The organism is Tannerella forsythia 92A2 (genome assembly GCF_000238215.1).
In the GTDB taxonomy this organism is placed as follows: domain Bacteria; phylum Bacteroidota; class Bacteroidia; order Bacteroidales; family Tannerellaceae; genus Tannerella; species Tannerella forsythia.
Genome location: NC_016610.1, coordinates 866,977 through 880,223 on the forward strand (window position 1 = coordinate 866,977; position 13,247 = coordinate 880,223).

A 13,247-nucleotide genomic window follows, 5' to 3' on the forward strand; every position below is an offset into this window, starting at 1 on the left:
AAACGTACCCATCATGAAAACAGGATTATTCATCGTTTTGCTACCTGTCCTCACTGTCTGCAAAGGAATAGCGCAGCATGTCGCTTTACAGGAACTTGTCGATAAGCGGCGATATGCCGAAGTCATGGCGTATGCGGCCACCCTGCAACCGGCCGACACGGCCGATTATGCCACGATGTATGCCATCGGCCAGGCTTGCGAGGGGATGCTCAAATACCGCGATGCCTACCGTTATTATCGGCGCTGTCTGGCCATCGACTCGACCCGGACGGATCTGCTGGCAACGGCTTCACGCATGGCTGCGAATCTGGGTAAAACCGCGGAGGCGGAAACGTATCTGCAACAACTGCGCGCACGTGATACGACCGACTTTTACGCCAACTATCAATTGGCTCGACTCTATGCCCAGCAGGGAGAATATCCGAAAGCTATCGGACGGTATGAGTTTCTCCTGCGACAAGACCCCGAAAACTCGGTACTGATGCGCCTTATCGGTGATTGTTACAACCGGATGGACTACACCGTTTCGGCTTTTCGATACTATCTGAACGCTTTTCGAAGGGAGCCGGAAAACGCGTCGTTGGCAGCCTCGCTGTCTAATCTGTTGCTGTTGCTTCAAGAGCCGGAAGAGGCAGTGGCCGTCTGTGACACGTCTTTACGATATCATCCCCAAAGCCGTTTGCTGCTTCAGAGCAAAGGACTTGCACTGTTTACCATGCAGAAATACGCACAGGCCGATACGGTCTATTCCATGCTTATGGCACAGGCCGACAGTTCCTACAATACGTTAAAGTACGGAGGGTCGGCCCAATATTATGCCGGTCAATACATGAGGGCGATCGAGCCACTCGAGAATGCTTACCAAAAAGATACGACATCCGTCGAGGTCTGCCTGTTGCTCGGTTCGTCATTGGGACGTACCTTCGACCGTAAACGAGCGTTCAAATTGTTCGACAAGGCCGAAGCGCTCATGCAACCCTCACCTGCCTTAGTCGATATGTTGATACGGTTCCGGGCCGAAACCCTTGATCGTGACAACCAGCATGACAAGGCGAACGTGCTCTATTACCAACTCTGGACCGAGAGTCAGCGGTTCGATATGCTGGGATGCATCTGGCAGCGATACCGAACCTCTAAGATGGCGGAACAGTCTGACGACTATCGCCGGCGTGCCCTCTTCATCAACATGCTTTTCGCGACCGAATATCTGAAAAGGCCGGAGCGCAGGAAAGATCATCTGGTTTACCTCCGTTCGCTGCTTTCGCAGTTTCAGGAAGAAATGTTTTTCCGTAGCGTGAAACAGTTGCCGACGCTCGCCCCCGACGGTAAAAAAGGCGTCTGCACGGAGGAGCAGTTGCAGACCGTGATTCGGCAACTCCCCGAAAAAGAGTAATACACTCGGACAGACGTTCCGGATTTTTGCACTATTTTTGTCGGACAGATAAACGACAGACAGATGAATAGAGCATTGTTTGAGTTCCTCCGGGAACTTCAGGAAAACAATAACAGGGAATGGTTTCAGGCCAACAAGAAACGGTATGATGCTTTGCATGCCACTTTCGTCGACCATGTGAGGCAACTGATCGACCGTATCGCCACGTTCGATCCCGAGATTGGCGGGCTGGATGCCCGGAGTTGCGTGTATCGCATCTATCGGGATCTGCGTTTTTCGCAGGATAAAACGCCTTACAAAACTCATTTCGGAGCGTATATGACCGGTTTCGGAGGACGTACCAGTCCCTACGGCGGCTATTACATCCATCTTGAGCCGGGTAAACCGTTTCTCTCGGGAGGCGTATGGTGTCCTGCTCCGGCTATGCTTAAGCAACTACGAAAAGACCTGTTCGATAATATGGACGAGTTTCTCCAAATTTACGAAGACCCGAAGCTCAGAAAAGTATTCGGTGAATTAGAAGGCGACAAACTCAGCCGGATGCCGCAAGGTTTTCCCACCGAGACTAAACACGGTGAGATCTTGAAATATAAGAGCTTCGTCGTGTCGAGCGTCAAAACGGAGGCGTTCTTCTGTGCCGATGACTGGATAGATCGCACCGTCGAGGATTTCAAACTGCTACAGCCGTTCAACCATTTTCTGAATTATACCATCGGTGAGTTTTTCGGGAAAGCATGAAACGTTTTTTGAAGCGTCTGTATCGGTATCTCTTCTGCCGTAAAGGTTACGGAGTTCATTCGCCATTCGTCTTCGATTTGATTACCAACGTGCTCGAAGAACGACACGGGTACTATGCCTATACCGAACTGAAAGCTGCCCGTCTGATGCTGCAAGATGCTGCAAAGATGAAAAATGCAGTCAAACGGCAAAGCCTTTCCCGACATGAATGCGAGTGGCTTTTCCGGCTGGCGAATCGTTTCAAACCATGTCGCATTATCATGGTCGGGAGCGGAGCGGGACTGATTCCGCTCAGCCTGACGAGCTATGCTTCGGGAGGGCTGCACGGCATTGCCTTAGAGCAGGATGCCGTGATGGCCAATGTGGCGCGGAGCTTGCTGCGTGAGCGGGCCACATCGCCTGTCGAAGTCCGTTATGAGACATACGAGGTTTCGTTACCCAAGGCGCTTGCTGAATTCGGACATCCCGATTGTATCGTGCTTGATGAGATAACAGGCGCATTATCCGCTCTGCTCCGATGCTGTGCCGGCTATATCCATGAAGATACCCTGCTGATCGTCCGGGGAATCGACGCTTCGCCGGAGGCAAACGAAGCGTGGCGAACGGCTTGTGCCTTTCCGTCCGCCACAGTCAGTATCGATGCGTGCACATGGGGCATTGTCTTTTTCCGCCCCGGTCTGCCCCGGAAAACATTCAGGCATGTCGTGTGTTAAATCTCTCGCGTGCCTTTGTCTTCCGTCTTTGCGATACCATTCGTTTCGTTTCCGTTAAAATCTCAATCGACCGTTGTATATCCAGTGCTCACGGGAGTTGAGGTAACGAATCTCGACATTATCGTGTGAAGTGATACAGGCTTTTGTTTCTTCCGTTCTTTTTTCCCTTACATCGGTAGCCAGTATTTTGATGATTCCATCCATAAAACCGGCCTCACCACGTATTTTCTCAATACGCAAGGGTACCTCGATCGTATAATCGAGTTGGAGCTTGGGCGATTGGATGCTCAACAGCGTGCCTTCTCCTTCGATTTTGCGCGACGCGCCTTTTCCGAAGTGAATCTTCCACGAGCAGGAATACTCGAATTCCCTGTCCCGGTTGTTATGACGGGCAACGCTCCATGTATTTCTGTCTTCGTTTTTAATCTCGAATTCGTAGATGATCCGTTGCTTTACCGACGAAGAAGATAAGTCACGCACCGTCCATGTTCCGGGAGCATTGAGATTGTGTCCGTTCGTTCGGACGGACATGTGCATTTTATCTTCAGAAAGGTGCCGAAGCGTCCACGTATTTTCTTCTTCGCCACGAAGTATTTTTACGTTGTTGAAGTAGAGCTTGTCGACCGAGTCGCGTTTGGCGAGGTCCGTCTGCGAATAGTATTCGTTGAAACGATAGGCATATTCGAGCATGGTCGCGTATTTTTCCAACACATTATACGTATAGTCGAACGCTACACGGCCAGGATGAGTTCTGCGCCGGCTTTCATCGTAATATACGCAACTGCACGTCATGCTCAGTAGAGTCAGACTTAAAAGGAACTGTTTCATTTTCATAGTCGTGTAAGTATATTTGAATATTTAACCATTGTTTTTTTCAGAAACGATAACCTGCACCGGCCTTCAGGAAGCCCATCGTTCCGTATCCGATTTCCCAAGATCCGAAAAGGTTACGTCCGAAGGATACCCCGAAGAAAGTGAGCTGTCCGGTTACAAACGTTCGATGAGAGTATTCACGCATGCCGAATTCTCTCTCGCTTTCCATGCCAAATCCTAATCCGAACCCCGAATAGAGACGTACGACAGGACGATTGAAATAGATGAAACGTATCGTCGGATAAAATGCAAAACAGTGTTTGCGGTAAGTATCATCTATCAAAAACGATTCACTGATTCTGCGGTTTTGAAAAGCCCCTGAATAGGAAACATTAAGACCCACAGCGAGCCATCGTTTCATCTCCTGTGTGTAGGAGAACGAAAGCGCTTGTGTGTAATGGCGCTCGTCATACGTATATCGTCCCTGATTATACCGATCGAGTGGTGTCCGCCACCAATTCGGATAGTCATGACTCTCCCACCACGATGGAGAAGATAGTTCGACCCATCCCCAACCGAAGGAAACCTCACGCCGCGGATGGAAGGTAGATCGTCTCCTATCCGGTAAATCATCTTGCGCTCGCGCACCCACCACCAATACAGCCAGACAAACAAAACAGAACAGTTTCTTCATTAAGATTTTTTTTATTTATTCTCATTTATATAAAACAACAGACTCCACACCAATGGGCAGAAAAATCCTCTCTTTTTATTTATCTCCGTAAAAAAACTTTTATCTTTATATATAGACGGAAAAAACAGGTGAAACGTTGCCGCAAAGCAATTTTTTTTTGAATAGATAAAAAAACGATGAGAAGATACTGTCGTATAATGACATACATTCGTTCATAAAAAGGTTGGATCGTCGAAGAGATCACGAGAAATCGCTTTCATCCAAACACCGGAGTTTACCACCGAGAAACCCGTCACTTGCAAGGCAATAATTAATTGTATAAAATGGTTAAAGTCAAACGATAGACATTTGCATGTTCGCATAATATGCCTACCTTTGCCCGTCCGTAAGATAATAACTCAGGATATGAAGGAATATATTTTCAAGCTGGAGATGAAGGTGCGCGACTACGAATGCGACTTGCAGGGCGTGGTGAACAATGCCAATTACCAGCACTATATGGAACATACGCGTCATGAATATCTGGAGTCGCTCGGCGAAAACTTCGGAGAGATACACGAGAAGGGACTGGATGCGTTCGTGGCGAAAGTAGAGATCAAATACAAACATTCTTTGCGAAGCGGCGACCATTTCGTGTCGTGCGTAAATCTCAAACGCGAAGGTATCAAACTCGTATTCGAACAGGATATTTACCGGAAGTCCGATGGGATTCTGGCTGCATCGGGGCGAGTGGAGACCGTGATGGTACAAGATGGGAAACTGACTCGCGGCGAGTACTTCGACCGTCTGATTCCTTAAATTCTGTTTGTCCTTTTTCCATATGACGGCCGATCCCACTGCACTGATTGCTCTGACGATGCTTCAAGGTGTCGGCGATGTGTTAGCGCGTGCGCTGTTGCAATATTTCGGAACGGCTGAGGAGGTCTTTACTTCGCATCGGCGAGTCTTGGAAAAGATACCGGGCATCGGCGAATATACGGCCCGACGGATCGATGAAGGAAAAAACGAGGCCTTAAAACGGGCAGAAAAAGAAGTTTCTTTTATCGAGAAAAAAAACGTACGGTTGTATGCCATCACGGAGCATGACTATCCGAAGCGCCTGCGCGAATGTCAGGATGCTCCCGTCGTTTTCTATTACAAAGGTAAGGCCAACCTGAACGCAACGAAGATCATCAGTATCGTTGGGACGAGACGTGCAACGGATTACGGGCGGATGCTGACCGAACGGTTAGTCAGAGAACTGGCCGAAGCATATCCCGCTCTGCTTATCGTCAGCGGATTGGCGTACGGTATCGATATCTGTTCGCATCGCAGCGCTTTAAAGAATGGCTTATCCACTGTCGGTGTCTTGGCACACGGGTTAGACCGGATTTATCCTGCCGAACATCGAAATACGGCAGCCGAAATGCTTGAACAAGGGGGGCTGTTGACCGATTTTTCCAGTGAGACGAATCCTGACCGCGAGAACTTCTTGAAGCGTAACCGACTGATTGCCGGACTCTCCGATACTACGGTCGTCGTCGAATCGGCAGAACGTGGCGGAGCGCTTGTCACGGCTGATATCGCGTGCTCATACGGACGCGATGTTTATGCCTTTCCGGGACGAACGACCGACGAGTGTTCGGCCGGATGTAACCGGATGATTCAAACGAACAAAGCCGGCCTGATCACTTCGGGACAAGACCTGATCCGCGCCCTTTGCTGGGATACTGACACAACGGGCCTGAGCGTCAAAGGACAGTTGAAGCTGAAACTTGAGAAACCCGATCATCCGATCGTAAAAATACTGGCCGACAGAGGTGAGATGCAAATCAATGACTTGGCGATGGCAATAAACCTGCCCGTACATCAAGTGACTCCGATACTTTTCGAACTCGAGCTTGCCGGACATATCATCGCTCTGCCGGGAGGAATGTATAAATTAACCGATTAAAAACAGATGAAAAAGTTCTATCAGACAATAAAGGAACGGAAACTGCAGATATTCTTCTTAATGTATATCCTGCTGCTCGTTCCGTCCATGAGCCTGATTGCTCAAAACATACCGGCCAAAACGCTTATCTCCGGTTTCCTCGTGAGTTTCGGACTGCTGTCCGTAGTCTTCATCCTCTCTTCATTTATGACGACGAAAGGGATCCGTATATTCTATTCCATTCTATTGGCGATTACCATCATACCAAGTACGATTTTGCTCAGTTACCTACTGATTGCAAATGTGTTGCTTTCGGGTGGGACGATTACTTCACTTTTCGAGACGAATACGGATGAGGCGAAGGAATTTATCACCTATGTAAACCCCTGGATCGTCATGGGGGTCGCTTTATATGTCCTGCTTCCCATCGTGATGATCTGTAAAATGAAACAAGTCGTTTTTCACCGCGTAGGAAAGCATAAAAACGCCTTTTTTGCCTGCGTACTGCTGTTGTTGTTGTTTCTGGCTATCGAGCCTGTGGCACAGCGCATTTACTTCGTCGACTTCTATCGCGTTTTTGCCGATTATAAACGGCAGAGGTTACGTGAAGAAAAAGAGATCGCAGAACGCCAGACTCTTCCCTTCGACGTAAGCATGCTTCCCGAAAAAGCACCGCAGACGTTGGTCGTTGTGATCGGCGAATCACATACCCGGCATCACATGTCGCTCTATGGCTATGGCAGGGATACAAACCCGTTGCTGTCGGCACAGAAAAGCAGATTGAACGTTTATCGTGATGTGGTTTCGCCGCAAGTACATACCATTCCCGTCTTGCGAGCCGCACTCACCTTTGCAGATCATGAGCATCCCGAGAAACTGACCGAACAGCCGTCACTCTTCGAGTTATTCAACCGTGCAGGATACGAAACGTATCTGATCAGTAACCAGCCTTTCGAAAACTCATCCTCCAGCTACGAATCATTGCTGAGGTTGGCCCAACATACGACCGACCTCTCACGGCTGAACGAGCCGGATGGCGTGATGCTCAAATCACTCAGGCAGGCGTTGCAGGAACAAACGAACAAGCCCCAACTTATCGTGTTGCATCTGATGGGAAGCCATATCGCGTACAAATACCGCTATCCCGAAAATTTCGAGCATTTCAACCATTTGCATCATCCCATCGGGCGTCGAGACATACAGCTCACCGCTGATGCCAAGACGGTGATCGACCGGTACGATAATTCCGTGCGCTATAATGACTATTTGCTCGCCTCAATAATTGACATGATAAAGAGTGAAAAGAAAAGATCGGCCATGCTCTATTTCTCCGATCATGGCGAAGAAGTATATGATTTGCGCGAATTTGCCGGTCATGCTTACGAAAAAATTTCCTCTTACATGTGTGAAATACCGTTTATCCTATGGATGTCGGACGATTACAAGCAACGGAGAAGCGATCTTGTCTTCGATACGAAGCGTCCCTATTCAACCGTGGATGTATTGTACAGCCTTTCGGATTTGGGAGGATTGCGGTATGAAGGATACGACACGCGCCGGAGTATTTTTTCCGCGCAATTCGCGCCCCGTCCGCGAATCGTCGGCCAAATACCCTACGAATCAGTGCTTGATATGACCCACGAGATTCGACAAAAACATCGCCGAACCATGGCATCGAATACATTCTTCGACAATCTGAATAAAGAATGGAAACAGATTAAAAGCTTATCCGATAAGGTGCTCTCTTCTCCTCGGGCAGAAAAATGAAACAGATATAAAAAAATTAAAGGCTATCTCACGACAGCCTCTAACCCACTTTGTTAACCTTAAATCTAATACTATTATGAAAAAACCACGATGCAAAGATACAGTCATACCTCTTATTTGTCAAGAACAAATAAGTTAAATAATCATAACAAAAGCGAACGCAAAATATAAAAAATGTTTACGCTTGTATAAGGGGTAATAGCCGCACATATCTATTATAACTATCTCTTTAATACTTTATAACCGCTTAGAATTACTTTTAATGGTGTTCCGTTTTTCAGTTTGACCTGATAATGCTCTTTACCGAAAAATCCGATCCGTGCGATGTATTCCGTATTCACGATACAGGAGCGACAGCCCCGTACGAACCGGCCGACGGATTACGCCCCGAAATCGACGAAGATTTGAATATATCAACCTTTTTTTGTTCCTTTGTCATCTCAAAACAAATCAGAAACAGAATCCTATGAATCCGAAGAAGTTTTTATTACAAGAGAAAGATATTCCCACTGCATGGTATAATATCGTAGCCGATATGAAGACAAAGCCGATGCCCATGCTCAATCCGGCTACTCGGCAGCCGATGACGGCCGAGGATCTCTACCCGCTCTTCGCCACCGGGTTGGCACAACAGGAGTTGAACGTGACGGACACATGGATCGAAATCCCCGAGGAGGTGTGCGACCTCTACAAGAACTGGCGCCCCACGCCGCTCGTCCGGGCCTACGGTCTGGAGCGCGCATTGGATACTCCGGCACATATTTATTTCAAGAATGAGAGTGTCAGCCCCATCGGTTCGCACAAGCTCAACTCGGCGCTCGCACAAGCTTATTTCTGCCGGAAAGATGGGGTGACGAACATCACCACCGAGACGGGCGCTGGACAATGGGGCGCGGCAATGTCGTATGCGGCCAAGGCTTTCGGGTTGGAGTTGGCCGTCTATATGGTCAAGATCAGTTATAATCAGAAGCCCTACCGTCGTTCGATGATGCAGACATTCGGGGCACAGGTCATCGCTTCGCCGAGCATGAGTACGAAGTCGGGAAGGAAGATATTGACGGATCACCCGACGTATCAGGGCAGCCTCGGCACGGCGATTTCCGAAGCCGTGGAGCTGGCCATGCAGACACCTAACTGCAAGTACGTGTTGGGCAGTGTGCTCAACCATGTGGCGCTCCACCAGACGGTGATCGGTCTGGAGGCGGAGAAGCAGATGGAGATGGCGGGCGAATATCCGGATGTGGTGATCGCGTGCTTCGGCGGAGGGTCCAATTTCTCCGGCCTGTCGTTCCCCTTCCTAAGGCATAAGCTGACCGAGGGTCGCACGCTACGTGTCGTGGCGGCCGAACCGGCATCATGCCCGAAGCTGACGCGTGGCCGCTTCCAATACGACTTCGGCGACGAAGCGGGTCACACACCGCTCATTCCTATGTATACGCTCGGCCACACGTTCTCCCCGGCACATATCCACGCCGGCGGACTGCGTTACCACGGTGCCGGAGCCATTGTCAGTCAACTGAAGAAGGAGGGGCTGATGAACGCCGTCGACATCCCGCAGCTTGAGACGTTCGACGCCGCCCGACTCTTCGCCAAGACGGAGGGTATCATCCCCGCACCCGAGTCGGCTCACGCTATCGCCGCTACGATCCGGGAAGCGAAGGAGGCGAAGGAGGAAGGCAAAGCACGCACGATCCTCTTCAACCTTTCGGGCCACGGACTGATCGATATGGCTGCCTATGACCTGTATCTGGCCGGCGACCTGACCAACTACGAACTTCCCGACGAGGAACTGAAGAAATCAACCCAAGATCTGGAACAGATTATTTAATCACAACACATCGGACAATGATATTCCTGCAAAACCGGCGACACAATAAAACAAAGCGGCAGTCCGTTCTTCAAAAGAAAACGAAAATCAATTACACTAAAACCTGTAAAAAATGATAACGAACTGGATAATCATGATGGCAACATGTATGATGGGACTGTCGGGCGGAGAGAATCCGCAGACCAACCCCAAAGATAAGCAACAAGAGAAAGAAATCTATCTGGCCGGAGGATGTTTCTGGGGAACGGAACATTTTCTGAAGCAGATCGAAGGTGTAAAAACAACGCAGGCCGGATATGCTAACGGCAACAAAAAGAATCCGACCTATCAGGAAGTATGTACGGGTACGACCGATTTTGCGGAGACGGTAAAGGTGGAATACAACCCTGCCACGGCAGAGTTGCCTTTCCTTATCGAGCTGTTCTTTAAAACGATCGATCCTACGAGCCTCAACAGACAGGGAAATGACCGGGGCACGCAATACCGGACGGGGATTTATTACACCGATCCGGCCGACCTGCCGGTCATTCAGCAAACCGTTAACCGGTTGGCATCGGCGTATAAACGTCCGTTAGCCGTAGAGATAAAGCCGTTGGTCAACTTCTATGCGGCCGAAGATTACCATCAGGATTACCTCGACAAGAATCCCGGCGGTTATTGCCACATCGATCCGTCGCTGTTCAAATTGGCACGCAACGCACGGATGGAGAAACCCCGATCCTACGTCAAGCCGGACGACAGCGTCCTGCGCGAACAGCTTACGCCCGAACAGTATGCCGTAACTCAGGAGAATGCGACCGAACGCCCTTTCCGGAATGCTTACTGGAACGAACACCGTCCGGGCATTTACGTCGATATTACCACGGGCGAACCGTTGTTCGTCTCGACCGATAAGTTCGACTCCGGATGCGGATGGCCCAGTTTCTCGAAACCGATCGACCGCAAGTCAGTGGTAGAGAAAAAAGACACCTCGCACGGAATGATCCGCAAAGAAGTGCGCAGCTCGACGGGCGATGCCCATCTGGGACACGTCTTCGACGACGGCCCGAAAGACAAAGGAGGGCTGCGTTACTGCATCAACAGCGCCTCACTGCGGTTCATTCCGAAAGAAAAGATGGAAGCCGAAGGGTACGGAAGCTACATCGGGATGGTCAAATAAATCTTCGGCACACCTCCATAGCCATACCAAAGTTTTTTTCAACAAAGGAAGATTTTCGGGGCTAAAGTTTTTTCTTGTTTCGCCCGGAATGTCTTCCTTTGCGAGGTAATGAACGAGGGGATTTTAGAGAAACTGAAGATACTGGCCGAGTCGGCCAAATACGATGTCTCGTGCGCTTCGAGCGGCACGGTGCGCAGAAATACGTCCGGCGGATTAGGCAATACCGTCGGCGGGATGGGCATCTGCCATAGCTTCACGGACGACGGACGTTGCGTGTCTCTCCTCAAAATCATGCTCACGAACCATTGCATGTACGACTGTGCTTACTGCATCAACCGTCGCAGCAACGATCATCCGCGAGCCACATTCTCGGTCAGCGAACTGGTAGAACTGACCATCGAGTTTTACCGTCGCAACTATATCGAGGGGCTGTTTCTCAGCTCCGGCGTCATGCGCAGCCCCGACTATACGATGGAACGCATGGTGCGTGTCGTCAGAGACCTTCGCACGGTGCATTGTTTCAACGGGTATATTCACTTGAAGAGCATCCCCGGATGCAGTCGGGAACTGGTCAACGAAGGAGGGCTTTATGCCGACCGTATGAGTGTCAACCTCGAAATCCCGACAGAACAAAACCTGAAACTCCTCGCGCCGGAGAAAGATTTTCAAAGCGTCTTCACACCGATGCGCTACATTCAGCAGGGCATGTTGCAAAGCCTCGAAGACCGGCGCAAGTTCCGGCATGCTCCGCGTTTTGTTCCCGCCGGACAAAGCACGCAGATGATCGTGGGCGCTACCTCCGAGACTGATAAGGAAATCCTCTCCATCTCGTCCGCCTTGTACCGCCGACCAAGTATGAAACGCGTCTATTATTCGGGATACATACCGGTGAATACATACGATAAACGCCTGCCTGCCCTGAGGCAAGCTCCTTTGATACGTGAGAACCGACTCTATCAGGCCGACTGGCTCATGCGCTTTTATGAGTTCAGGGCGGACGAGATTGTCGACGACCGTTTCCCGAACCTCGATCCGGAGATCGATCCGAAGCTGGCATGGGCCTTACGGCATCCCGAACATTTCCCGGTAGATGTGAACACGGCAGACTATTCGATGATTCTGCGGGTGCCGGGCATCGGCGTGAAGTCAGCTAAGCTGATCGTAGCCGCACGCCGCTATGGCCGGCTCACATCGGCACAACTGAAAAAGATCGGCATCGTGATGAAGAAAGCGCAATACTTCATCACCTGCCGTGAGTTACCGGTGAATACGGTGCATGAGGTGACGCCCGAATACGTGCGCCGCATCCTGACCGAACCAAAGAAACGCAAATTGGCGACCGATGAACGCCAGCTGACCATCCCATGGCCGGAATAGGAGAAGACGTATGGTGATTTTCTTCTACGACAAAACCTTCGAAGGGCTGCTGACTGCCGTTTTCGACGCATATAACCGGAAAACATTTCCGCAACGCCTGATGAAAACAGGCGAAACGCCTCCTCTGTTTACGGATGAAGTCTATACGGTGTGGACCCAAAAAACATCGGCCGAACGCGTGTGGAAGGCGCTGGAGCGCAAGTTGAAAAAAGAAGCCTGTAACATGCTGATGCGTGTCTGGCTGTCGGAACTGCCCGGAAGCGACGAACTGCTGCTCCGTTATATCCGCAAAACATTCGACACAAAGCACGACATCTCCCTGAACTTCGGCGATGCCGATGTGTTGGAAGTTGGTAAGATTGCCCGTAAAGTAGGCCATGAAGCGCTTTATCTCAAACAGTTCGTGCGCTTTCAGAAAGCTGCCGACGATCTGTTCTTCGCCCCCGTCCGACCGATATATAACGCGTTACCCCTGACCATCGACCATTTCACCGACCGCTTTGCCGACCAGCCTTGGGTAATCTACGACCTGAGACGCAAGTACGGTTACTATTACGACCTGCAAACGGCACGCGAAATCACGTTTACGGACGACGACCGGCTGTTGGGCGGCCGGCTCGACGAATCGCTGATGGCCGAAGACGAGCAACTGTTTCAAGACTTGTGGCGCGGCTACTTCAAGGCGATGTCCATCAAAGAACGCATCAACCTGCGGAAACAGCGTCAGGATATGCCCGTCCGCTTCTGGCAATACCTGACGGAAAAGCAATAAGCAGAGAATGGAGCGATAACCGTACTTCCTGTCGGCATCGGACAGAAATCCCCTCAAAAAGATTGGATACCAATCTAAAGA

Annotated in this window: 13 protein-coding genes; 10 read left to right on the forward strand and 3 right to left on the reverse strand. The window is 50.1% G+C overall.

Annotated features, from left to right (window positions below; genetic code table 11):
* The first annotated feature begins 13 nt into the window (after positions 1-13).
* The 3 genes from BFO_RS03510 to BFO_RS03520 all read left to right on the forward strand — a co-directional run bounded on the left by BFO_RS03510 (position 14) and on the right by BFO_RS03520 (position 2,844).
* Positions 14-1,393, forward strand: coding sequence for a tetratricopeptide repeat protein (locus BFO_RS03510; protein ID WP_014224227.1), 1,380 nt, complete (start codon positions 14-16; stop codon positions 1,391-1,393).
* 63 nt (positions 1,394-1,456) lie between these two features.
* Positions 1,457-2,131, forward strand: a complete 675-nt coding sequence (locus BFO_RS03515; protein ID WP_014224228.1) for a DUF2461 domain-containing protein — start codon at positions 1,457-1,459, stop codon at positions 2,129-2,131.
* The gene (locus BFO_RS03520) at positions 2,128-2,844 is read left to right on the forward strand and encodes a hypothetical protein (RefSeq protein WP_014224229.1); all 717 of its coding nucleotides are present in this window, start codon (positions 2,128-2,130) and stop codon (positions 2,842-2,844) included. The genes BFO_RS03515 and BFO_RS03520 overlap by 4 nt, the downstream gene beginning before the upstream one ends.
* Positions 2,845-2,898: 54 nt before the next feature.
* Here the strand turns inward: BFO_RS03520 and BFO_RS03525 are convergent, their stop codons facing one another.
* Together BFO_RS03525 and BFO_RS15465 are read right to left on the reverse strand one after the other, a co-directional pair.
* Complete coding sequence (locus BFO_RS03525; protein ID WP_167536499.1) at positions 2,899-3,672, reverse strand: hypothetical protein; 774 nt, start codon at positions 3,670-3,672, stop codon at positions 2,899-2,901.
* 46 nt (positions 3,673-3,718) lie between these two features.
* A complete protein-coding gene (locus tag BFO_RS15465) occupies positions 3,719-4,351 on the reverse strand; it encodes a hypothetical protein (protein ID WP_014224231.1) in 633 nt (210 codons plus the stop codon).
* Between the two features lie 405 nt (positions 4,352-4,756).
* Between BFO_RS15465 and BFO_RS03535 the strand changes: the two genes are divergently transcribed.
* From BFO_RS03535 to BFO_RS03545, 3 genes are read left to right on the forward strand one after another with little or no spacing between them, the layout of a single operon-like run.
* Positions 4,757-5,149 (forward strand): acyl-CoA thioesterase, encoded by a 393-nt coding sequence (locus BFO_RS03535; protein WP_014224233.1) that lies wholly within the window; start codon positions 4,757-4,759, stop codon positions 5,147-5,149.
* 22 nt (positions 5,150-5,171) lie between these two features.
* Positions 5,172-6,284 carry a DNA-processing protein DprA gene (gene dprA, locus BFO_RS03540; RefSeq protein ID WP_014224234.1) on the forward strand — a complete coding sequence of 371 codons (1,113 nt, stop codon included), beginning with the start codon at positions 5,172-5,174 and terminating at the stop codon, positions 6,282-6,284.
* A gap of 6 nt (positions 6,285-6,290) precedes the next feature.
* The gene (locus BFO_RS03545) at positions 6,291-8,030 is read left to right on the forward strand and encodes a sulfatase-like hydrolase/transferase (protein ID WP_014224235.1); all 1,740 of its coding nucleotides are present in this window, start codon (positions 6,291-6,293) and stop codon (positions 8,028-8,030) included.
* A gap of 221 nt (positions 8,031-8,251) precedes the next feature.
* Here BFO_RS03545 and BFO_RS15470 read toward each other — a convergent pair whose 3' ends face one another.
* Positions 8,252-8,371: a hypothetical protein gene (locus tag BFO_RS15470; protein ID WP_394329995.1), complete on the reverse strand. Its 120-nt coding sequence runs from the start codon at positions 8,369-8,371 to the stop codon at positions 8,252-8,254.
* A 125-nt stretch (positions 8,372-8,496) separates the two neighbouring features.
* On the opposite strand from BFO_RS15470, the gene BFO_RS03550 reads away from it, so the two are divergent.
* The 4 genes from BFO_RS03550 to BFO_RS03565 all read left to right on the forward strand — a co-directional run bounded on the left by BFO_RS03550 (position 8,497) and on the right by BFO_RS03565 (position 13,166).
* Positions 8,497-9,858, forward strand: a complete 1,362-nt coding sequence (locus BFO_RS03550) for a TrpB-like pyridoxal phosphate-dependent enzyme (protein WP_014224237.1) — start codon at positions 8,497-8,499, stop codon at positions 9,856-9,858.
* Between the two features lie 148 nt (positions 9,859-10,006).
* Positions 10,007-11,017, forward strand: a complete 1,011-nt coding sequence (msrB, locus tag BFO_RS03555; protein ID WP_046472630.1) for a peptide-methionine (R)-S-oxide reductase MsrB — start codon at positions 10,007-10,009, stop codon at positions 11,015-11,017.
* A gap of 108 nt (positions 11,018-11,125) precedes the next feature.
* Complete coding sequence (locus tag BFO_RS03560) at positions 11,126-12,394, forward strand: putative DNA modification/repair radical SAM protein (protein WP_014224239.1); 1,269 nt, start codon at positions 11,126-11,128, stop codon at positions 12,392-12,394.
* Positions 12,395-12,404: 10 nt separating this feature from the next.
* On the forward strand, positions 12,405-13,166 hold the full coding sequence (locus tag BFO_RS03565) for a TIGR03915 family putative DNA repair protein (RefSeq protein WP_014224240.1): 762 nt from the start codon (positions 12,405-12,407) through the stop codon (positions 13,164-13,166).
* Positions 13,167-13,247 lie beyond the last annotated feature (81 nt).